Source organism: Mesorhizobium sp. P2_A8, from assembly GCF_056404935.1.
Map to the genome: position 1 here is coordinate 112,510 of NZ_JBFUDB010000010.1, position 20,152 is coordinate 132,661.

General features: G+C 61.3%; 20 protein-coding genes. 13 read left to right on the forward strand and 7 right to left on the reverse strand.

The features are described from left to right. Window positions 1-2 precede the first annotated feature (2 nt). Window positions 3-386 (forward strand): hypothetical protein, encoded by a 384-nt coding sequence (locus AC1D10_RS27725; protein WP_477277564.1) that lies wholly within the window; start codon window positions 3-5, stop codon window positions 384-386. A gap of 105 nt (window positions 387-491) precedes the next feature. On the opposite strand, the gene AC1D10_RS27730 is transcribed toward AC1D10_RS27725, so the two are convergent. Further along, entirely contained in the window at window positions 492-2,129 is a 1,638-nt protein-coding gene (locus AC1D10_RS27730; RefSeq protein WP_477277566.1) for a DUF1963 domain-containing protein, read from the reverse strand. Between the two features lie 416 nt (window positions 2,130-2,545). On the opposite strand from AC1D10_RS27730, the gene AC1D10_RS27735 reads away from it, so the two are divergent. From AC1D10_RS27735 to AC1D10_RS27770, 8 genes are all read left to right on the forward strand, one after another. Then, window positions 2,546-3,214: a DUF3450 domain-containing protein gene (locus AC1D10_RS27735; RefSeq protein WP_477277568.1), complete on the forward strand. Its 669-nt coding sequence runs from the start codon at window positions 2,546-2,548 to the stop codon at window positions 3,212-3,214. A gap of 7 nt (window positions 3,215-3,221) precedes the next feature. Beyond that, a complete protein-coding gene (locus AC1D10_RS27740; RefSeq protein WP_477277570.1) occupies window positions 3,222-6,287 on the forward strand; it encodes an OmpA family protein in 3,066 nt (1,021 codons plus the stop codon). Between the two features lie 13 nt (window positions 6,288-6,300). Next, a complete protein-coding gene (locus AC1D10_RS27745) occupies window positions 6,301-6,795 on the forward strand; it encodes a Rab family GTPase (protein ID WP_379102567.1) in 495 nt (164 codons plus the stop codon). A 3-nt stretch (window positions 6,796-6,798) separates the two neighbouring features. Next, window positions 6,799-7,869, forward strand: coding sequence for an adenylate/guanylate cyclase domain-containing protein (locus AC1D10_RS27750; RefSeq protein WP_477277573.1), 1,071 nt, complete (start codon window positions 6,799-6,801; stop codon window positions 7,867-7,869). A gap of 327 nt (window positions 7,870-8,196) precedes the next feature. Continuing rightward, window positions 8,197-8,808, forward strand: coding sequence for a rod-binding protein (locus AC1D10_RS27755; RefSeq protein ID WP_477277575.1), 612 nt, complete (start codon window positions 8,197-8,199; stop codon window positions 8,806-8,808). Window positions 8,809-8,903: 95 nt separating this feature from the next. Continuing rightward, on the forward strand, window positions 8,904-9,329 hold the full coding sequence (locus AC1D10_RS27760; RefSeq protein ID WP_477277577.1) for a hypothetical protein: 426 nt from the start codon (window positions 8,904-8,906) through the stop codon (window positions 9,327-9,329). A gap of 67 nt (window positions 9,330-9,396) precedes the next feature. Continuing rightward, entirely contained in the window at window positions 9,397-9,912 is a 516-nt protein-coding gene (locus tag AC1D10_RS27765; protein ID WP_379102575.1) for a hypothetical protein, read from the forward strand. 199 nt (window positions 9,913-10,111) lie between these two features. Then, window positions 10,112-10,396, forward strand: a complete 285-nt coding sequence (locus tag AC1D10_RS27770; RefSeq protein ID WP_477277580.1) for an SCP2 sterol-binding domain-containing protein — start codon at window positions 10,112-10,114, stop codon at window positions 10,394-10,396. Window positions 10,397-10,484: 88 nt separating this feature from the next. On the opposite strand, the gene AC1D10_RS27775 is transcribed toward AC1D10_RS27770, so the two are convergent. Beyond that, complete coding sequence (locus AC1D10_RS27775; RefSeq protein ID WP_477277582.1) at window positions 10,485-11,120, reverse strand: GNAT family N-acetyltransferase; 636 nt, start codon at window positions 11,118-11,120, stop codon at window positions 10,485-10,487. Between the two features lie 98 nt (window positions 11,121-11,218). Continuing rightward, the gene (gene odc2, locus AC1D10_RS27780; protein WP_477277584.1) at window positions 11,219-12,352 is read right to left on the reverse strand and encodes an ornithine/lysine decarboxylase; all 1,134 of its coding nucleotides are present in this window, start codon (window positions 12,350-12,352) and stop codon (window positions 11,219-11,221) included. Between the two features lie 538 nt (window positions 12,353-12,890). On the opposite strand from odc2, the gene AC1D10_RS27785 reads away from it, so the two are divergent. The 4 genes from AC1D10_RS27785 (at window position 12,891) to AC1D10_RS27800 (ending at window position 17,083) form a co-directional block, all read left to right on the forward strand. After that, window positions 12,891-14,090, forward strand: coding sequence for an amidase (locus AC1D10_RS27785; RefSeq protein WP_477277586.1), 1,200 nt, complete (start codon window positions 12,891-12,893; stop codon window positions 14,088-14,090). A 2-nt stretch (window positions 14,091-14,092) separates the two neighbouring features. Continuing rightward, complete coding sequence (locus AC1D10_RS27790) at window positions 14,093-14,992, forward strand: LysR family transcriptional regulator (RefSeq protein WP_477277588.1); 900 nt, start codon at window positions 14,093-14,095, stop codon at window positions 14,990-14,992. 205 nt (window positions 14,993-15,197) lie between these two features. Next, entirely contained in the window at window positions 15,198-15,866 is a 669-nt protein-coding gene (locus AC1D10_RS27795; RefSeq protein WP_378922144.1) for a DUF1007 family protein, read from the forward strand. Further along, window positions 15,863-17,083, forward strand: a complete 1,221-nt coding sequence (locus AC1D10_RS27800; RefSeq protein WP_477277591.1) for a nickel/cobalt transporter — start codon at window positions 15,863-15,865, stop codon at window positions 17,081-17,083. The genes AC1D10_RS27795 and AC1D10_RS27800 overlap by 4 nt, the downstream gene beginning before the upstream one ends. Before the next feature lie 29 nt (window positions 17,084-17,112). On the opposite strand, the gene denD is transcribed toward AC1D10_RS27800, so the two are convergent. The 4 genes from denD to AC1D10_RS27820 all read right to left on the reverse strand — a co-directional run bounded on the left by denD (window position 17,113) and on the right by AC1D10_RS27820 (window position 20,102). Beyond that, on the reverse strand, window positions 17,113-18,090 hold the full coding sequence (denD, locus tag AC1D10_RS27805) for a D-erythronate dehydrogenase (protein ID WP_477277593.1): 978 nt from the start codon (window positions 18,088-18,090) through the stop codon (window positions 17,113-17,115). 11 nt (window positions 18,091-18,101) lie between these two features. Beyond that, on the reverse strand, window positions 18,102-18,314 hold the full coding sequence (locus tag AC1D10_RS27810; RefSeq protein ID WP_477277595.1) for a hypothetical protein: 213 nt from the start codon (window positions 18,312-18,314) through the stop codon (window positions 18,102-18,104). A gap of 83 nt (window positions 18,315-18,397) precedes the next feature. Further along, window positions 18,398-19,384, reverse strand: coding sequence for a cation diffusion facilitator family transporter (locus AC1D10_RS27815; RefSeq protein ID WP_477277597.1), 987 nt, complete (start codon window positions 19,382-19,384; stop codon window positions 18,398-18,400). 31 nt (window positions 19,385-19,415) lie between these two features. Beyond that, entirely contained in the window at window positions 19,416-20,102 is a 687-nt protein-coding gene (locus AC1D10_RS27820) for a GNAT family N-acetyltransferase (RefSeq protein ID WP_477277599.1), read from the reverse strand. Window positions 20,103-20,152: the final 50 nt, after the last annotated feature.

Genomic DNA, 20,152 nt, shown 5'->3' on the forward strand with positions numbered 1-20,152 from the left:
CCATGAGCACCCGCAGGGACCGCCTGAAGAAACTGGTCAAGGTGCAGGAACAGCTGAAGGCGCTGCACGAAACCCGTCATGCCACGTTCCTCGCCGCGGCCAGCGCCGCCGAGGCCGAAGCCCGGGATCTGGTCGGGCATTTCGACCAGGCCGATTCCCTCTCCGGCCTGTTTCCCGATCTCTACCATCGCCGCATCGCCAGCGCGGTCGGGCGCCAGGAAGCGAGCCTCGAAAGCGCCAGGCAGGAGGCCAGCCTCATCGCCGCGGCAACCGCGCGCACCAACATGGTCGAGCGCGCCTACAAGGATGTACGCAACCGCGACGAACGCGAACGCTCCGACCGCGAACGCCTCGACCTGATCGCGCAGAAGCGGAAGGAAGAGTAGCCAAGGAAATTCTGCTATTGGGCCGATCCCGCCATGGAGGATAGCCGGCGAGATCGTCGCGAGAGGGTGGCAGGGCGGCCAGAGGGGTTACTGACCCAACATCAGTCAGTAGGCTTCGATTGTCAGAATTGCGTTCTGGAATCGCTTGGCCGCAAGGTCCTCGGGCGTAATCCAATATTGAAGCGGCCCCATCTCCCCGACGGTCCAATTGAGCGCCATATCCGGCCCAAGTTGGAGCAGCAGCAGATAGCGGTCCTTCATCTCGTCGGCTGCGACCTGGACGACTTCACCCTTGCCAAGCATCTGATGGCTACGCGACAAGTGACGGTGAGACAGGGCGGCCACGACGTCGGGGCCTATGAGCGCAGCGCCGCCCGGATCTGTCAGTCCCCCCTCGGCGCCTTGGATCGCCGCGATTGAAAGCCAATCATTCATCACCAGCGGAAGTTGACGGTGATGCGGCCGCCGCGCCGAAGGTGACGGCATGCCGTTGACGCGCAAGTCTTCCAGAAAGGCAAGGATTTGCTGCTTCACCTCGGGAGGCGGTGCGTCATAGTCCTTCAGTCCGGCATTGACCGTCGGAAAGAATGCGTTGAACATCTTCGAGCCGAATGCCGACAGTTCGCGCTGCACCACCCGTAGCCGCTTGGCCTCCGGATCATCTTCGGTAACATCGCCAAGCGCCTTCAGTTTTGCCGTGACATCGGCCGTCTCCTCGCGGTGAAATGCCTCCACAAGCTTCCGAACGATCCGCGCGGAATGCCAATTGGCCGGAAATCCCGGATACGGCGTCCAAAGCGTGTCTTTCGGCGCATGATGAGCGGAAAGCCGCGGATCGGGGGCGATTGGCGGACCGTAGAAAGCCTCGACCCTTTCGGTCCGAATTTTGTCCGCGACCTTGAAAGCATGACCTTCCTCCGCACGCGCCGCGACTTCGGCGTCGGTCGGCTCCTCGATCCAGGCAAACTCGACCTCGACCCGATCATAGTGAGTTCGCTTGCCCCGCAAGATTTCGTCCATCGGATCCGATCCCAGAATCTTGGCGGTGAACGGCATGTCGACTGGCGCCCACTTCTGCGTCACCTGACGCGGTTCATACCGCGTCACGAAGTGCATGGCGTCCGCGCCAAACGTGTCGGACATCGGCGCGAAGAAATAGAGATAGCCCTTTTCGGGCAACAGATCTCGCCCAGGTCCCGGTGGCAGGTCCGAACAGTCGATTTGCGCCATGAAATTGAGGCGCTCGAGCAATCCCTTCCGATTGTGAACGGTCGGCCAGTCGAATTCGTCGGGGACAATAGGCAGCCCGCCAAAATAGCTCATGCTGCGTTGGGGGAGCCGCGGCGGAAAGATGTGTTTGATCGCAATGCGCGCGGCTTGCCCACGTTCGATCGCTTCGCCGCCATCGACGGAAATCGGCGGGATCTTGCGCTCGACATGCGCTTTGAAAGTCGCCTTGCGCTGGTCGTCGCTGTTCTTCGCCTGCTGCTGCATTTCGGCGATCAGCTTTTCGGCTGCAGAGGTAGGCTTGGGTGATGGAGCTTGGGCAGCATCAGACGATGCCAGCGTGCGCTGACGAGCCTTGCCGACCGGCAAGGAGGAACTGTCCCGAGCGTCGTTTGACTTGCCTTTTGAAGACGAACCGGAAAACAGCCCGGCAATGCCTTTTGCTCCGCGATAAATCAGGCTGCCAACGATCAAGACCATCGCCCCGACCACAAGCAGGGGCATCAGCATTTCCATGACGCTTACCCCCCAACCCGATCGTCACCCACGTCGCCCCCACCCGCAACCAAATTATTGCCGTCATATGAGGCGTTTCGCAAGCAAGGGGCCATACCGATCCTCGATCCGCGGTGATACCGGCGCAGTTAACGGCGCCAACCCCACTCGGCTGGCGGCGGTACTCCCTGCTAGCCTCCCGACCACCAGTGCGGGACGCCACATTACGCGCGAAAACCGGTTCGGAGGTTTGGATATGCCCGCGTCCGGATCAACTGATCTCGCCCTCCTGGTCAATCTGGTGATTTGCGCGCGGCTGCCTCACGAATAGGCATAAGTCAAGACGATTCCGGCTTGCGGGCCGGGTATTTTGCTGACATGTTTGCCTGTTTATGAATTCTGCACTGTGGCAGGCGTTCAAATAGAGGGGCATAAGGATGGCTAAAGAATCTTCGAATACCGCGTCTTCAGCAGGTAAGGCGGAGGGAAATCCGATAGGTAATGCAGAGGGAAACGGGCTGAACTTCATGGCGGCGGCCCAGGCTCGCGAGGCCGGGATCCCGGGTGACGCTGTAGGTGTCGACAAGATACGTGACCTGCTGTTCGGCAACCAGATGCAGGACTATGACCGCCGTTTTTCCAAGCTTGAAGAACGGTTCTTGCAGCGCTTCAAGGATGTTGAATCCGAGGCCAAGCGCAATCTTGAAATGTACGAGTCAAATGCAAAGAAGCAGGTCGAATCGCTCGCGGCGCAATTGCGGAGCGAAAAAGATGCACGAGCCGAGGCCGACAAGGAGATTGACCGGAATCTTCGCGAGCAAAATCAGGCACTTGAAAAGCAGGTGCGCGCGCTGTCGGATCAATTGAGCGAGCTTGAGCGCGACGTTGCGGATCGGATAAATCGAAGCGATCATTTGCTGCGTGAGGAAATCAAGCAAAAGAATGAAAGCATTCAGATGCTAATGGAGAAAATGTTCTCCGATCTCAGCAACGTCAAGACCGACAGAAATCTTTTGGCCGGCCTGTTTATCGAGGTTGCAAAATGTATAAATCAGGATTCCGGCGGCAACAAGAGTAACTCGGAACGTAGCTGGAAAGTGAGTTGATCGGAACTTGACGTCGACCGTCGACCCAATCAACCTTCCTAAAAGAGCCCCGTCGAGCGATACCGAGATTGATCGCGAGGCTCTGGCTATTCTTTTGGTCGAAATTGCCCGGAACGTTGATCCGGACCATCATGCGCGTTTCGACGGACTTCCAACCGCCGATCCTCGCATGGAAACGCTGCGCCAGTTGCTGGTCGGCCGCGAAATTTCCGAGCTTTCAAGAGTTACGCATCTGCTGGGCGAACCGGAGCAGCTTGCGGCAGCAGTGGGCGACGTTCTTCCCGGTGCGGCCGCACGGGCGCCTCATGCGCAACTCGGCGAGGCCCTTGCGCCAGCTGTCGAGAGGGCTGTGCAACGGTCGATCCAGAAGAGCCCGCGCACGCTGACGGATATCTTATACCCGGTGTTTCTGCCGGCAATTCGCAAGTCGATCGGGGAAAAGATCGACCAGACCTTTCAGTCGCTGAATGAAACTTTACGACATATATTTACCTGGCATGGGCTCAAGTGGAGATTTGAATCCTGGAGAACTGGCGCCAGCTTCTCGGAAGTTGTTCTGAAGCATTCTCTTGTCTATCGTGTAGAACATGCCTTTCTCATTAGCCGCAATTCGGGGCTTTTGATAGCGCATGTGACCGCCGACAATGTAACGAGCGAGGATCCTCAACTAATTTCTTCGATGCTTAGTGCAATCCAAGATTTTGTGAAAGACTCATTTAACGAGAAAGAACAGAGTAGCCTTGATACTATCCGTTTTGGCGACCTTCGTCTCTGGTCGGAAGTTGGACAGTTTGCGACCCTGGTTTCGGTGATCCGAGGAAATCCGCCAGAGGAATTACATGAAATAGTTCGCGATGTATTGCTTCGTATCCATGAGGAATACTCCCAGGTTTTAGAGGAGTTTGACGGCGACAGTTCGCAGTTGGCCGGCGTAGAGGCGCAGTTACAGACGTGCGTTGAGCTGAAGCAGGAGGAATCAAACCAGGGATTTCCGTGGCTGGTAGTGGCTGCAGTCCTGCTGCTTTTGATTCCGGCAGGCGGTTGGTTCTTTCTTTCCTGGCAATCCGGGCAGCGCTGGCAGGCCTATGTGTCGCGACTGGAGACCCAGCCGGGCATCATCGTTGCCGAACAAAAGACACGCTCCGGTCAATTCTATATTGCCGGCCTGAGAGACCCGCTTGGCGCCGACCCGCAGTCGCTGTTGTCCGGAACGCAGGTCGATCCCGCCCGCGTTCATTCGCAGTGGCAATTCTATCAGAGCCTTGAACCGACGTTCGTGTTGAAGCGGCTGACGGCGTCGCTGGCTCCGCCGGATACAGTACGACTTTCGATCGTCAAGGATCGCATCATTGCCGAGGGTGAGGCTCCCGACACCTGGATCAATCGGGCGCAGGCCGCCGCCCAGCAGCTTTCGGCAGGCGGACCGGAATTCGACATCTCCAAGGTTCGTGATGTGAGCCCCGATGCACGCGCGGCGGAGCGCTGGCAGGCCTATGTGTCGCGACTGGAGACCCAGCCGGGCATCATCGTTGCCGAACAGAAGATACGCGATGGTCAATTCTATATTGCCGGCCTGAGAGACCCGCTTGGCGCCGACCCGCAGTCGCTGTTGTCCGGAACGCAGGTCGATCCCGCCCGCGTTCATTCGCAGTGGCAATTCTATCAGAGTCTTGAACCGGCGTTCGTATTGAAGCGGCTGACGGCGTCGCTGGCTCCGCCGGATACAGTACGACTTTCGATCGTCAAGGATCGCATCATTGCCGAGGGTGAGGCTCCCGATACCTGGATCAATCGGGCGCAGTCCGCCGCCCAGCAGCTTTCGGCCGGCGGACCGGAATTCGACATCTCCAAGGTTCGTGATGTGAGCCCCGATGCACGCGCGGCGGAGCGCTGGCAGGCCTATGTGTCGCGACTGGAGACCCAGCCGGGCATCATCGTTGCCGAACAAAAGATACGCGATGGCCAATTCTATATTGCCGGCCTGAGAGACCCGCTTGGCGCCGACCCGCAGTCGCTGTTGTCCGGAACGCAGGTCGATCCCGCCCGCGTTCATTCGCAGTGGCAATCCTATCAGAGCCTGGAGCCGGCGTTCGTGCTGAAGCGACTGACGGCGTCGCTGTATCCGCCGGATACAGTACGACTTTCGATCGTCAAGGATCGCATCGTTGCCGAGGGTGAGGCTCCCGACACCTGGATAGATCGGGCGCGCGCAGCGGCCCGACAGCTTTCGGCAGGCGGACCGGAATTCGACATCTCCAAGGTTCGTGATGTGAGCCCCGATGCACGCGCGACGGAGCACTGGCAATATTATGTGTCGCGACTTGAGGCCCAATCGGGAATCATCGTCGCCCAACAAACGGCGAAGGGCGGACATTTCTACATTTCCGGTCTGAGAGACCCGCTTGCCGCCGACCCGCAAGCTCTGCTGTCCGGAACGGGGGTTGATCCTGCCCGCGTTCATTCACAGTGGCAATTCTATCAGAGCCTTGATCCGAAGTTCGTGGTGAAGCGGCTGACGGCGACGCTGACCCCGCCGGATTCAGTACGACTTTCGATCGTCAAGGATCGCATCGTTGCCGAGGGTGAGGCTCCCGCCGGCTGGATCAACCGGGCGCGGGCCGCCGCCGAACAACTTTCGGCGGACGGAGTGGTTCTGGATGTCTCACAGCTGCGAGAGCTGAACCTTGCAGAACTCAATCAGTTGAGAGAGGCCATCCAGGCAACCGATATTTTCTTCTATTCCGGCAAAGCTGTGCCAGGACCAGAGCAGACGCCGGTTCTCGACAGATTGGCGGATCAATTAAAGGAATTCGCCCAAAGTGCCCGCAAGTCAGGCGTAACAGCGCGGTTCATGTTGACCGGCCATTCGGACGGCACGGGCCGTGAGACGGCCAACGTGTCGATCAGCGCTGCCCGCGCCGAGACGGTTCGTGCGCTTCTCAACAGGCGCGGCGTCGCCCCGGAGCTGCTGCTGGTTCGGGGCGCGGGCACCTTTGAGCCGGTGGTGCCTGAAAATAGTCAAACTGGTAGCTCCACCAATCGCCGGGTTTCGGTTACGGTAAACCTGGAATAGGGCGGAGCCCAAGATGTTGCAAAAAAAGATCTGCATGTTGGGCGGGTTCTCTGTCGGAAAGACGAGTCTGGTTCGCAGGTTTGTGCAAAGCATCTTTTCAGAAACCTACTTGACCACGGTGGGAGTGAAAATCGACAAGAAGAGTGTCGCACTCCCGGACAAAACCGTGGACCTGATTTTGTGGGATTTGGCCGGCGAAGACGATATCGGCTCATTCCGCGTCAGCCATGTGCGAGGTGCGACCGGGCTTGTGCTTGTCGTCGATGGAACCCGCGCCGCTACTCTTGCCGCGGCACTCACACTGCGCGAGCGGGTCGAGGCCGAATTCGGCGCTATGCCGTTTGTATTGCTGTTCAACAAATCCGACTTGGCCGATCGGTGGGAAATATCGGATAGTGAGATTGACGGACTGCGGCAACTTGGATGGCAAATCTATCTAACAAGTGCGCTTTCCGGAGAATCTGTTGATGATGCGTTTCGCCAGCTTGCTTCGATGGTTACCAAATAGACCATGCATAGATTGCCGAAAGAAGTCGGAAGCTGGATTTATAATTTCTTCTACAATGAGCACTCTATCGCATATCTGAAAATTGACGCCCTGCTTTGCATAGCTGCAAAGGGCGGTAACGTTGAACATTACGGACTCTCATCGCTTCGCATTGGTCAGCCTGTTGCCGATCAGCTTGAATTCATGGAAGGTTTGCTGCCTTCCCCGGAGCTTCCATATCATATGGCCATGGTCGAACTGCCCAATGGGCGTGTCGCGGACCTTCATCTTTTTGCTGACAATGACTGCGTGTGGCTGCTCTTTCTTGACACCACTGCCGAACGCGACAATAGGCAGCGGCTTCAACAGAAGGCTTATGAAATGACCCTTCTGCAAGAGAGGGAGCGTCAACTCAACGAGAAACTACAATCGATGAACGAGGCGTTGAGGGAGAGCCAAGAGGGATTGTCGCGTGAATACCAGCGCGCCGAAACCCTACTCCTCAACATTCTTCCGGCGTCGATCGCGGAGCGGTTGAAAGCACACGAGCAAATTGCAGACAACCACGCAGAGGTGAGTGTGCTTTTTGCCGACATCGTCGGCTTTACCGAAAGAGCGCGGAGCGTCGGAGCCGTGACCACGCTCGCTATTTTGAACTACTTCTTCAAGGCGGCGGATCAACTCTCGGAACGATACGGCTGCGAAAAGATCAAGACCATCGGCGATTGTGTGATGGTGGTCGCTGGCCTGCCCACCGCGCGATCCGATCATGCAGAAGCCCTTGCCCACTATGCACTTGAACTGCGGGAGGCGGTTAAGCGCGAACGCTTCGCAGGAGAACGGCTGAGACTCAGAATTGGAATTCACTCAGGACCAATCGTCGCGGGCGTCATAGGCAACAGGCGGTTTGCCTATGACCTGTGGGGCGAGACCGTTAATCTCGCCGCACGTATTCAAACGTCAGCGGAGCCCGACGAAATCCGTATTTCGGATGCAACTCACAAACTGCTTGGACCAAAATTTGCCTGCGACCCACTCGCGGAAACGGAATTGCGCGGTACAGGTCGTGTGCGAATGTGGCGGCTCTCGGCCTGACTCGCCGCTTGGCTGTGCCGTCCTGGAGCGCATTGCATCTCAAGCTAGTCAAACATCATGGTTTCGAATGTCCGCGGTGGTGCCGAAGCAGAGCGACCACCGAGCGACCGCCAAAGGTTTGTCCTGGATCAACTCAGACATCGGATCCTGAGTTCTAACGTCGAGATCGTTCTTCCCGGCACCACAAGCGGACCTGCTGTTTCCGGCCCAAACGCGACGTCCGAGTAGCAACTTGGCGATGGCCATAGTCAGCGCCTGGCAAACCAACGACACACGCCTGCATTCTGCCTCTCCCGCCGCGCAAGCCTGCCACAAGCTTGTTGAGGCATGGTCTGGCTAAGGAAAACCGATAAAAGGCGGACTTTCTTGGCGATTTCTCCACCCAGCGACATCGTTATGGATGTGGCCCGAGCCGTCGACCCGACGGACATCGAGGCCGCCCGTGCCGCGCTGACCAAGCGCGCCGGTGGTGCTGCCGGGACGTTTTCGGTCGACACCGCCGCTTCGGTAGATGCCGGCTCGATCCTGTCGCGGGCCACCGCCGACAAGGCCGCCGCGGCAACCGACCCGGCCAAGAAGTTCAAGAAGTTCGAGGCCATGGTGCTGCAGACCTTCATCCAGAACATGCTGCCCAAGGACACCGAAGGCGTCTACGGCAAGGGCCTGGCCGGCGACATGTGGAAATCGCAGCTAGCCGAGCGGGTGGCCGACGTCATGGCCGAACGCGGCGGCATTGGCATCGCCAAGTCGATGCTCGCCGACCACTACCTCGAGGGCAAGCGCGTCATGCCGGTCGGTCCGGTTTCGGGGGGGCCTGAAAAGACCGAGATCGATCAACAGAACAGCCTGTCGACCTCGCTGGTCCACGAATTGCAGCGCAAGGCGGCGCGGTCGATCACCGGTGACGAGACCGCCATCAAGACAGACATCAAGATCTAGGGCAGGCCCCAAACCGGGAGCCGGCTTGGGAAAGATCATGCTTAAACACTGAGATAGTGCGTATCCGAGTTCAATCTAACCAGACCGGGATTTTCATGGCCGATTTTTCGGAATTCACCGCCAACCTGCCAGCACGCACGACCGCGTCCGAAGCACCGATCCCGTCCGCGCGGCCTGGCAACCTCGCCGCCATCATCGGCCGCATCGAGGAAGTGGTCGAGGAAGAGACGGCGGGCATCCGCAACGCCACCAACTATGATCTCAAGGCGTCGAACGCCCGCAAGAGCCGCTATCTCTACGAGTTGACCCGCGCCATGAAGGGCGGCAGCGAAGCCGAATTCCTCGAACAGCACCGCGAGGGCCTGACCCGGCTGCGCCAGAAGCTGGCCAAGAACGAGGCGGCGATCCTGGCGCACCTCAGCGCGGTCAATGAAGTCGCCACCCTGCTGCGCCACGCCATCCAGCGCTCGCAAACCGACGGCACGTACTCCGCCGGCGAGTTCGGTTGGGCGAAGACATGATGCCGAGCACAATGTTCAGGCAAGAGGGCAGTGCCGCCTTCGCATCGCAAGGGAATGACAAGGCCCGATGATCAAGGTCATCGCCATCGCCGTCTGGATCTGCGCCGCCACGCTCGGCGCCGTGTTCTATTCGTTCCAGGCGGCCGGCGAGGCTGGTGTCGGCGAGACGCCGAAACCGATGCTGGGCGGCCTCGACTATGTCAAGACCGACATCATTTCGGTACCGCTGATCCGCGACTCCCAGATCGGCGGCTATTTCCTGACAAAGCTTGTCTACACGGTCGAACCCGAGCAGATAAAGAAGCTGTCCATTCCGGCGGAAGCGCTCATCACCGACCAGGTCTATAGCTACCTCTATTCCAATCCGCAGATCGACTTCACCAAGAAGGCGACGATCGATCTCGATGCCTTCCGCGCCGCGATCCGCGATACCGTCAACACCCGTGTCGGCGCCACCTTGGTGCATGAGGTTCTGATCGATCAGGTCAATTTCCTGAGCAAGGACGAAATCCGCGACAACTGGCTGCGCCGCAAGAAAAGTGAGACGGCAGCGGAAATGACCAAGGCATTCAAGGAACATTGAGCTGTCCGGCGCGCCGCTGCCCTGGTCATTCCGGGATGTCATCCGCTGCGGCGATAGGAACCAACCACCCGAATTCGCGTTGACGTAAACGTCAACTCAAAGCTATATGCGGCAGCGGCCGTGATCGCGAAAAAGGCGGCATGGCGACTTAAGCCGTATTTAAGCGCCTTTGCGCGACCAACCAGACAAGGAGAACAGCGTGAGCGTTCAGGAGATTGCCGAGAAGATCAAGTCGCGCGTGGCGAACAGCGGGTTCGATCGTTCCGTGAAATTCGACACCGGCGGCGATGGCGTCATCGTCATCGACGGCGCAACCATCTCGACGACAGACGCGCCCGCCGATTGCACCATCAAGCTCTCGCTCGACGATCTGGATTCGCTGATATCTGGCGACCTGAACCCGACCATGGCCTTCATGACCGGCAAGATAAAGGTCGAAGGCGACATGACTGTCGCCATGGCGCTCAGCCAGTTGATCGGCTGACCGCTTTCAGACGCACAAAACGCCGCCCGATGGGCGGCGTTTTTGTTTGGGCGACGACGATGTGTCCGCTCCAGGCGCTCTTGCAGCCTCAGGCCGCCGACGCCTGCTCCTGCGCCTTCAGCTTGCGTCCCGCGGCCTTCAGCGTACCCCTGGCGCTGTCGAGCGCGCCCTCCACCAACTCCAGCGCCAGCAGGCGGTGCCGCTCGTACGGGCCGGGCATGGCGAGCGATCCGGTCCTGGCGGCCGAGAAACCGAAGCGTCCGTAATAGGGCGCGTCGCCGACCAGCAGGATCGCCGCGTGGCCAAGCCGCGCCGCCTCGGTAATTGCATGGCGCATCAGCGCCGAGCCGATGCCGGCACTCTTGAGTGACGGATCGACGGCAAGCGGGCCAAGCAGCAGCGCGGCCGGGCCGCCCTCGCCCAGCGTGACATCCCACAGCCGCACCGTGCCGGCCACGCTACCCGACGCATCGCGGGCGATGAAGGCCATGCCTTCCGAAGGCCGGCGGCCGCGCCGCAGCTTCTCCGACGACTTGGTCCTGCGCTTCGGCCCCATGGCATCGTCGAGCAGCGCTTCACGCGCTGCAACGTCGGCCGTGGTTTCGGCAACGATGACAACAGCACTGGCAATCTCCTCCCTTGAGGGGGAGATGTCGCCGAAGGCGACAGAGGAGGTCGCCGCGGGTGAAGCGCCGCCCTCAACAATGAAATTTGCAATGTCCATTTCCGCAATCCCTGGCGAGCGGAGAACTGTTCCACAGGCGAGCCCGGGTGGACGACAGGCGCCCACCTGGGATGATCTGAGCGGCTCTTGCGAGCCGATCAGATCACGTAGGATCGGAGAGGCTCGAAGCCGTTGAAGGCGACCGCCGAGTAGGTGGTGGTGTAGGCGCCGGTGCCCTCGATCAGCACTTCGTCGCCGATGGTCAGCGACAAAGGCAGCGGGTACGGCGTCTTCTCGTACATCACGTCGGCCGAATCGCAGGTCGGGCCGGCGAGCACGCAAGGCGCGGTCTCCGTGCCGTCATGCGCGGTGACGATCGGGTAGCGGATCGCCTCGTCCATCGTCTCGGCCAGGCCGCCGAACTTGCCGATGTCGAGGAACACCCAGCGCACATTGTCGTTGGCGGCCTTCTTCGAGATCAGCACGACTTCCGACTTGATGACGCCGGCATTGCCGACCATGCCGCGGCCCGGCTCGATGATGGTTTCCGGGATGGCGTTGCCGAAATGCTTGCGCAGCGCCGAGAAGATCGCCTGGCCATAGGCCTGCGCCGCCGGGACATCACGCAGGTAGCGCGTTGGGAAACCGCCGCCCATGTTGACCATCTTGAGCACGATGCCTTCCTCGGCGAGCGTCGCGAACACCGTCTTGGCGTCGGCCAGCGCGCGGTCCCACGCGGTCAGGTCGGTCTGCTGCGAGCCGACATGGAACGACACGCCATAGGCGTCGAGGCCGAGCCCCTTGGCATGGCGCAGCACGTCGACGGCCATCGCCGGCACGCAGCCGAACTTGCGCGACAGCGGCCACTCGGCACCCTCGCCATCGGTCAGCACGCGGCAGAACACGCGCGCGCCCGGAGCGACGCGGGCGATCTTGTCAACCTCTTCGACGCAGTCCACCGCGAACAGGCGGATGCCGAGCTGGTAGGCGCGTGCGATGTCACGCTCCTTCTTGATGGTGTTGCCGAAGGAGATGCGGTCCGCCGGCGCACCGGCGTCCATCGCCATCTCGACTTCGGCAACGGAAGCGGTGTCGAAGGACGAGCCCATCGCAGCAAGCAGGCGCAGGATTTCCGGCGCCGGGTTTGCTTTCACCGCATAGTAGATCTTCGAATCGGGAAGCGCCTTCTCGAAGGCGCGGAAATTGTCGCGCACGACATCGAGGTCGACGACGAGGCAGGGGCCGGTCGGGCGTCGGGTGGCGAGGAAGTCAAGGATGCGCTGGGTAGCCATCGGGGTCTCCATCAGCGCCTTTCGGCGCGCAATAAGGCTGCGGAACGCGGGCTGTCAGCCTCGCGAACACGCGGTGGACAAAGGCGGGACGGAAATCCATGGAACCAGCCGGTGGAGACCCCGGAACCATGAAACGCCGTCTCGCGGCGGTGAACCTTGGCCTTGCCCGGCCTCGGTTCGCTTTGTCTGCCTTGGCTTGGATGGGAGACCCGTCCGCACTGCCGGCAATGAAGGTGTGCCTCTTCAGTAACCCCGGTCTTTGGACAACCGGCAGAACACCAGAAAGGCCCGCACCGTCGTTGCTTCAAGGTGTCCTCGGTCTGGCGGTTGGCCGCTAAACCGACTGGAGGGGTTGGCTCCAGTTACCTTACCGATTTCCCTCACCATTCGAGGATCGGCGGACACCCACAGGCACGTGCGACTTTGGGCAAACGCGATATAAGGGCGAAGGCTTTCACAATCAATAAAAATCGCATCCCAGGTTGTAAAATTTCTGGCACCGAACAATGTTGGTGCACTCGTATGCGGATATCGAACGATGACAGGCACGCACGGCCCCCTCAACGCCTTTCTCGATGTTCGCCAGATGCCGGCGGTGGCACATGCCGAGCTCGGACCGCTGGCCGGCCTGCGGCTGGCCGTCAAGGACATCTACGACGTCTCCGGCTACCGCACCGGTTGCGGCAATTTGCAGAAATTCGCCGAAAGCAATGCCGCCACGCGCACCGCGCCGGCCGTACAGATGATTCTCGATGCCGGCGCGCGCTTCGTCGGCAAGACCCAGACCGACGAGCTTGCCTTCGCGCTGTTCGGCCAGAATGCACATTTCTCGTTTCCGGTGAACCCGGCCGCGCCCGACCGAGTCACCGGCGGTTCGTCATCGGGGTCGGCGGCGGCGGTGGCGGGCAGGCTGGCCGACATCGCCACCGGCTCCGACACCGGCGGCTCGATCCGCGCGCCGGCGAGCTTTTGCGGATTGATCGGGCTGCGCACCACGCATGGCCGCATTTCGCTCGACGGCGCGATGAAGCTGGCGCCGAGCTTCGACACATTCGGCTGGTTCGCCGACGACATCGAGACCTACGAGACCGTCGGCAAGCTGCTGCTCGGCCGCGACCCGCACCAACATGCATTGGAACGCCCCCTTGGGCTGGACTGGCTGAACGAGCTGGTCGCCCGCCCGGCGCTTGCCGAATATGCTGAGATGAAGTCGCTGGCGAGCGCGGTTTTCGGCGCGCCGGCGACGCCAGCCACACACTTCTCCTCGTCTCCGGACGAACTCTACTGGTGCTTTCGCCGGCTGCAGGCCAAGGAGGCCTGGACTGTGCATGGCGACTGGATCACCAGCGGCGAGCGCGACCTCGGCCCCGGCGTCGACGAGCGTTTCGGCTTCGGCCGTGCCGTCGACGACCGCACAGCGCAGGCTGAGACGGTGCGCCGGCTGACTTTTCGCGGCGAACTGAGCGAACTGCTCGGCAGGGACGGCTTCCTTGTCCTGCCGACGGTGCCGGGCCCGGCGCCCTATGTGGACAGCACGCCGGAGCAGTTCCAGGCCTATCGGGAACGGGCGCTTCAGCTTCTGTGCCTCGCCGGCCTGTCGGGTTTTCCGCAAATCACCTTGCCCATCGGCTCGGTCGCCGGTGCCCCGTTCGGCCTGTCGCTGCTTGGCCCTTCCGGCAGCGACATTGCCCTGATACGGCTCGGCCGGAAACTTCTCGACGCGGCACGAAAGGCCTGACCATGGACACACTGACCCGCATGCGTGCCTTCATCGATGTGGTCGAGGCCGAGGGCTTTTCGGCGGCCGCACGCAAGATCGGCCGCTCCAAGGCATTGCTGTCGAAATATGTGCGCGAGCTGGAGGACGAGCTCGGCGCGCTGCTGCTCAACCGCACCACCAGGCAGTTCTCGATGACTGAGGCCGGCCACACCTATTACAGGCGCGCCTCGGAGATCGTGCGCGAGGTCGACAGCCTGGCCGATGCCGTGCGTGAATCGTCCGGCGACGTGCGCGGCCGGATCAAGCTGTCGGCGCCACGCACCTTCGCCGATGCGCCGATCGGCCAGTCGCTGATCGACTTCGCCAAGCAATATCCCGACATTGTGCTCGACATCCAGCTCGACGACCGCTTCGTCGACCTTGTCGAGGAAGGCTTCGATCTCGCCGTGCGCATCTCGCGGCTGGAGAACTCGTCGCTGATCGCCAGGCGGCTGGCGCCGTTTTCGATAAAGCTCTGCGCCTCTCCCGAACTGATCGCCAAGCATGGCATGCCGACGCGGCCGCAGGACCTTGGCCGCATGCCCTGCATCGTCGACACCAATGGCCGCGGACTGAACAACTGGCCGTTCAAGGGCGACAATGGCGATCCGGTGAGCGTTGCGGTCTCGGGTCCGATCGAGGTCAACAGCCCGATGACGGCGAGAGCCGCGGCCGTGGCGGGGCTCGGATTTTCCGTGCTGCCGGATTTCATCGCCGCGCCCGACCTCGCGAGCGGCCGGCTGGTGACGGTGATGGATGACCGCATCCTGTCGGGCGGCGGCATTTTTGCCGTCTACCCGCATCGCCGCTATCTGCCGGCGAAAGTCCGCGTCTTCGTCGACTTCCTGGTGCAGTGGTTCAAGACGCGTGAGGCCGCCTGAGCGGCCTGGAGCATGAGTGGAAGCCGGTTTTCTCGGACAAGCGGAAACTGTTTGTCCGGAGATCATGCGCAAACAAACAGACAGAGCCCCATCCCGATCCAATCGGGATGGGACAGGCTATGGTCGCGCCTCGCGGTCCCAATTTCGCCCCCTTTCTGGTAACTCTCGACATCTCTCTCCGAGGCCGATGGAATCGCGACCGAGAATGCACCTGAAACGGCACGCAATCATGCTGGCTTCGGCCTTGGCGGCGACCTTTGCCGCCACCGGACCGGCTTATGTGCATCCACACGTCTTCGCCGAGGCTCGCCTCGACGTGATTCTTTCTCCGGATCACCAAAGTGTGAAGGCGCTGCGTCATCTCTGGCGCTTCGACGATCTGTTTTCCAGCACGGTGATGATGGAATTCGACAAGAACTCCGACCTGAAGCTCGACGACAAGGAGCTGAAGGAAGTCGCCGATACCGTCCACGCCTCGCTGGCCGAGTTCAACTACTTCCAGCTCGTCACTGTCGACGGCAAGGACGTGGCGATGACGCCGCCGCCGCATCTGATGGCCAATTTCGACAATGACCAGTTGATCATCCTGTTCGAGTCCGAGCCGAAGGTGCCGATCAAGCTGGCCGGCAAGATCGACATCGGCGTCTACGATCCGACCTTCTACACGGCGATCGACTTCACCGAGGACTCCAACATCACGGTTGAAGGCCTGCCGTCGAATTGCACCAGCAAGGTGATTCGTCCGGATCCGGACGAAGCGATCAAAGAAAACCAGAAGACCCTGACGGATGCCTTCTTCAACGATCCGACGGGCACCGACATGAGCAAGATCTTCGCCACCAAGCTCGAACTGACCTGTCAGCCAGAAGGATGAACCCGGTGACGAAACCATCCCTGCGATTGGCATTCGGCCTGTTGGCCCTAACCTTTGTCACGATGCATCTCGCCAGCTCCGCGCATGCCCAGAGTTCGCTCGGCATCGGCGTCAATGACGGCATGGCGCCCACCACCGGCCCCTTCGCCCACATCCTGATGTGGATCAATCTCAGGCAGCAGGAATTTTATCGCGCGCTGGCAACAGCGATGAAGGCGATGCGCCAGGACGGCAGCAAGTTGTGGGTGCTCATCGGCCTGTCTTTCGCCTACGGCATTTTCCACGCCGCCGGCCCCGGCCACGGCAAGGCAGTGATCTCGTCCTACATGGTGGCCAATGAAGTGGCGCTGCGGCGCGGCATCCTGTTGTCCTTTGTCTCGGCATTGCTGCAGGGCCTGACTGCGATCGCGGTGATGCTGCTCGCCTATTTCGTCCTGCGCGGCACCACCATCTCGATGACCGACGCGGCCTGGTTCATGGAAATCATGAGCTATGTCTTCGTCACCCTGTTCGGCGCCTGGCTGCTGTGGCGCAAGCTCGGCCCCTCCATCCTGCGCCTGTTTGGACGAGGCCCCGCCTACAGCCTGTCGGCGGCTCACGCCGGTCACTCCCATGCGGGACATGGTCATTCCCATGCCGGCCATTCGCACACCGGTCATTCCCATGCCGCTCACAGCCATTCGGCGCATGCCCATTCGCACGCCCTGCACGTGCATGACGATCACGACCATGCGCATGACCATTCGCACGATCATCACGGCCACGGCGCGCACGATCATGACCATGGCGCACACGATCACGATCATACGCATCACGATCACGCGGCGGGTGAGGTCTGCGACACCTGCGGCCATTCGCATGCGCCCGATCCGGCGCTGCTGTCGGGCGACCGCTTCGACTGGCGCACGGCCTGGTCGGCGGTGGCGGCCGTCGGCATCCGTCCGTGTTCAGGCGCGTTGATCGTGCTCAGCTTCGCACTTCTCAACGGGCTCTGGCTCGGCGGTCTGTTGTCGGTGCTGGCGATGTCGCTCGGAACCGCCATCACCGTCTCCGCCCTGGCGACGCTGGCAGTGACCGCCAAGAACTGGGCGGTGTATTTCGCCGGCGATGGCCGCATGGGCAACCGCATCCACTCGATCGTCGAGATCGGCGGCGCGGCGTTCGTCTTCCTGTTCGGGCTGCTCCTGCTGTCGGCGAGCCTCGCGACCGGCGGATGATGCTTTTGCGCGCCCGCGGCGCTGCGGGTTTAACCGGCGACCTTGCCGCCGAGCTCATCCTCGATATGCGCGCGGATGATTTCATCAAAACTCTTTTCGGCGCTGAAGCCGAGTTCCCTTGACCGTCGCGCCTCGAACCGGGTCGGCCAACCCTTGACGATTGCCCAGATCGTCTCGTTAGGCTCCTCGCGGATCAGCTTCACCGCCTTCGACCCGCCGATGCGCTCGAGCGCCTCGATCTGCTCGCCGACGGTGACGGCGACACCGGGCATCGTCAAATTGCGGCGCGGTCCGACAGCGTTGCCGTCGATCTCCGCCGCATGGATCAGGAAATTGACCGCCGAACGCGGGCTGGCATGGGTGTGCACGACGGAACGCGGCACCGGCAGGATCGCCTCGTGGCCGCTCAACGGCTCGCGGATGATGCCGGAGAAGAAGCCGGACGCCGCCTTGTTCGGCTTGCCCGGCCGCACGCAGATGGTCGGCAGCCGGATGCCGATACCGTCGAAGAAGCCGCGCCTGGAATAGTCGGCGAGCAGCGCTTCGCTCATCTGCTTCTGGGTACCGTAGGAGGTCAGCGGCGTCGGATGGAATTCATCCGGTATGACATCCGGAAACGGCGCGCCGAACACCGCGATCGACGAGGTGAAGACGACGCGCGGTGCAAAGCCCGCCAGCCGAATGGCGTCGAACAGCGCCCGGGTGCCGTCGAGATTGACGCGGTAACCGAGATCGAAATTCGCCTCCGCCTCGCCGGACACGATGCCGGCGAGGTGGAAGACGACATCGGGGCGCGATGCGACCAGGCGTTCGGCCGCGCCCGCCTCGGCGAGATCGCCGGTGTGGAGGGTGACGCTGACGCTGTCCATGCTAGGTGCATGCGGCGGCACGATGTCGTGCAGGTCGAGTGCTGCGATCTTGCGGCCGCGCAGTGTGCCGTCCTTGGCCAGCCGGGCGATGAGCTTCCGGCCGACCATGCCTGCCGCGCCAGTGATCAGAATGCGCATGTCAAAGACCTCTACTTACCCTGGTTTTTGCGCTGGTTGCGGGCCCGCAGCCAGAACACGGAGAAAAACGCCAGCACGAAGACGATGCCAAAGGCACCGGCCAGCACGGTCGAGAAACGGCCAAGTGCCAGCATCACGGTCGGCAGGTAGAATGCGACGATGCCGAACAGAAGCATGATCCACGCTGCCGCGATGGCCGCATTCCTGGTATCGCGATCCATCATGCTGCGCCCGGGCAGTGAGCGTTCGTCAAGCTGGTTTTCAAGGCTTTGGGACTCCTGAGACAGGACCAATCGATATCAATCGATCAGGCCTGGTGATGGTGGTCGTGATGCGAAGCCGCATCGTGCTCGCGCTCGTGCTCATGGTCGTGGTCGTGGTCGTCGCTATCGTCGGCGCACTGTCCGAATTCCGGTTCCACGGTGGCATGGCTGATGCCATGCTCGCTGGCAAGCCGCTTCTTGATGGAGCTGACCGCCTGATAGGCATCGACACCCTCGTTGAGGCAGGCATGCAGCGTCGCCATGTTGCTTGTCCCGTCAAGCGACCAGACATGCATGTGGTGCACTTCGCGCACCCCCTGGACTGTCGCCTCGATATCCCTGGCAATCATATCGCGGTCGAGGCTGGGCGGCACGCCCTCGAGCAGGACTTGAGCGGCGGCGCGCATCAGCGACCATGCCGTCGACAGGATCAGCAGCGAGACCAGGACCGACAGGATCGGGTCGATCGGCGTCCAGCCGGTCGCCAGGATGACCAGCGCGGCAACGATGGCCGCGGCCGAACCGAGCAGGTCGCCGAGCACATGCAGGATGGCGCCTCGCATGTTCAGGCTGTCGCGGTCGCCGCCATGCAGCACGAAGAAGGAACCGATATTGACCAGCAGGCCGAGGATCGCCACCACCAGCATCGGTCCGCCAAGCACCGGCACCGGCGCCAGCATGCGCCCCCATGCCTCGTAGACGATCCATAGCGCGATGACGAAGATGGCGATGCCGTTGGTATAGGCCACCAGCGTCTTGACCCGGCCGAAGCCATAGGTGAGACGGCCGGTCGCCGGACGCCCCGCAAGATGAAACGCATACCAGGCAAGGCCGAGTGCGATCGAATCGGCCAGCATGTGTCCGGCATCGGCCAGCAAGGCCAGCGATCCGGTCAGGAGGCCGCCGAGTGCTTCGGCGACCATGAAGCCGGCGGTCAGGCAGGCAGCGATCAACACGCGTTTCTTGTCGGTCGAGCCATGTACATGACCGGCGCCGTGGTCATGCCCGCTGTGATCGTGGGTATGCGCCAATGGCAAACTCCCGTTGCGCGCCGAATTCAGCTCACGCGCCGAACTCGGCGCGAAAATCCTCAAGCCGTCGCTTCTGCTGGCCGTCGCCATCGAAATTGGCCGGGTCGAGCCACGCTTCATAGGCTTGGCGCAGATCAGGCCATTCCTTGTCGATGATCGAATACCATGCCGTATCGCGGTTTTCACCCTTGACGATGAGATGCTGGCGGAAAATGCCCTCGAACTTGAAGCCGAAGCGTTCGGCTGCCCGCTTCGATGGCTCGTTGCGGTTGTTGCATTTCCATTCGTAACGGCGATAGCCGAGCCCGTCGAAGATGTATTTCATGAACAGGAACTGCGCTTCGGTCGCTCCGGGCTTGCGCGAGATGAGCGGTCCCCAATAGATGTTGCCGATCTCGACGACGCCATAAGCAGGATCGATGCGCATAAGCGTCTGGCGCCCGGCGACCTTGCCGCTGGCCTTGTCGATGACCGTGAAGAACAGCGGATCCTCGCTGGCCTCGACCTTGTCCAGCCATGGCTGGAAGGCGGCGCGGGTCTCCGGCGGATAATCAGGCAGCCAGGCGAAGCGGCCGTCGACGTCGGATACCGAGGACGCTTCGTAGAGGCCGTCCCCGTGTTTTGCAGCGCTCAGCGGTTCGAGCCGGACGGTGCGGCCGTCGATCGCCTTGCGCTCGGGCCGCGGACGCGGTTGCCAATCTTTGAGATTTTCCGACACCGAAAGCTCCAATCCGTTTGACTTTTGCGGGCCGAAGCTCACAAAAACGC